Genomic DNA, 2,185 nt, shown 5'->3' with positions numbered 1-2,185 from the left:
AGTGGTTGGTCCCTTATGTACCTGGCAAAGTGGAAGCTATTGCGCGCAACGAAGCAGGAGAAGTGATCGCGAAAGATCAAGTCGAAACAGCCGGCAAGCCTGCGGGTGTTCGTTTGTTGAAAGAAGAACACGCGATTGCAGCGGACGGCAAGGATCTGACCTATATTACCTATGAAATCGTCGATGAAGAAGGTCGTGTCGTGCCAACTGCCAATAATTTGGTGCATTTCCATTTGCATGGACAAGGCCAAATTGTCGGTGTCGATAATGGGGAACAAGCCAGCCGTGAACGCTACAAAGCGCAGGAAGATGGCTCATGGCAACGCAAAGCCTTCAATGGCAAAGGGGTTGTGATTGTCAAATCAACTGAGCAAGCGGGTGCCTTTACTCTGTATGCAGACTCAGACCGCTTGCAATCAGACCAAGTCAGCCTCTTTACAGGTAAGAAGGACCAAGCAGAACGCACTGTATTAGGTGTGGAACCTGTTCGACAAAGTGCTTATCTAGGAGAAAAACCAACCTTACCAAGTAAGGTCAATGTGGTCTATAGTGATGGCAAGGCCCAAGAAGAAGCCGTTGAATGGGATGCGGCAGACTATAGCCGTGCAGGCCAAGTCCGTGTGACAGGACATGTTCAAGGACGCACGGTCGAAGCTCTGGTCGATGTGATCGGCGTGGAACAAGTCCTTCCAGTCATCAAACAAATCCCACAGGGAGCAGATCTAGCAACGGTGGATAAGGCTGTGCAATTAGTCTTCACTGATGGCACCACTGCTCACTATGAGGTCGATCAATGGACCTTGGAAGCTGGTCAAGAAGATCAGTTGTCCACACCAGGAGCACGCTTGAAGGCGACAGGACTCCTAGGCAATGGGGAAACGGTCCAAGCGACACTAGTGGTTGCAGGAGGAGATGTAGCCAAGGCTAAGAAACCAACGGTTCAGCTAGATGGAGTAGCTCTTCCAAAATTTGGTAGTGGCAACCATACTATTTTCCGTTCCCTCGCTTATGGTCAAGAGCCAGGTCAAGTCACAGCAAGTGCAGAAAATGCCCAAGTGACGGTCCTACAAGCTAACCGTGAAAATGGTTTGAAAGCTCAAATCTTTGTAACTGCTCAGGATACGGGAGCTGTACAGACCTATGTGGTCCAATTCCAAGAAGAAAGTCCACAGATTGAGCGCCTAGAATTGCGTCTGCCAGAAGGACAGGAACTCAAGGAAGACCAAACGGTACCACTTGAAGTCATTGCCCATTACCAAGATGGTAGCCAGGCAAGTCTCAAAGCAGATCAAATCGATGTGAAGACAAGAGCTGGTAGCCAAGGAAAAGCCGTCGCAACCAATAAAGGTTTGGAATTGCGGGAAGCAGGATTGGTTCATTTAGAAGCTAACTTCCAAGGACAAACAGGAGAAGTCACCTTTACCATCACGCCAAATCCAGAAGAAAAAACGGTTGTGAAGGTGCGTCCTGTACGAATCAGCACCGATCGAAATGTTTTGCCAGCTCTTCCAGAGACCGTCTTGGTCGAGTATGACAAGGGATTCCCTAAAGAAAAACGCGTGACCTGGGATGCTGTAACCGCAGATCAAGTCAAGGATTACCATAGCTTTACAGTCACAGGTCATGTAGAGGGTGTGGAAAAAGAAGCCCAAGCTCAAGTGACGGTTGAAGGCATTATCGCTGTAGAAGAAGTCAGCACTACCACTCCAGTCGGAGAAAAACCAGCTCTTCCAGAAAGCGTGCGGACCTATCACTCTAATGGTAAGACCTATACTGCTAAGGTGGCCTGGGATGCGGTCGATCCGCAACTCTTGGCCAAAGAAGGAGAAGTTGTCCTAGCCGGTCGTGTAGAAGGAACGGATCTTCCAACACGTCTTCATATTCGTGTTTCCGCAAACACAGTCAAGGGGGCCAACGTAGCAGAGCAATGGACAGGATCTGTCTTGCCACTCGCTTTTGCAAGTGACTCTAACGATGCAGATCCAGTTGCTAAGGTCAATGACAAGGTCATCTCCTTTACCGATGCTCCAGCTAACCGTTGGACCAACTGGGGTCGTAACAATGCGGAAGATTCTGTCGGTATCTTGTTTGGGGATTCTGGTATCTTGACCAAGCGAGCAGTGGATAACCTCCATGTTGGTTTCCACGAAGACCACGGCGTTGGAGCTCCAAGTGAATATGTGAT

The 2,185-nt window shown here is 49.2% G+C and carries 1 protein-coding gene; it reads left to right on the top strand.

Translation table 11 applies throughout. The annotated features are described in order from the left end of the window. Positions 1 to 2,185, top strand: a 2,185-nt coding sequence (locus SPADD19_RS08950; RefSeq protein WP_241496575.1) for an Ig-like domain-containing protein, incomplete at both ends; no start/stop codon positions are given.

It is taken from the genome of Streptococcus parasanguinis (genome assembly GCF_001578955.1).
In the GTDB taxonomy this organism is placed as follows: Bacteria; Bacillota; Bacilli; order Lactobacillales; family Streptococcaceae; genus Streptococcus; species Streptococcus parasanguinis_U.
Note: the sequence above shows the minus strand (reverse complement) of the source record. Positions and strands in the feature narration are given on the sequence as shown.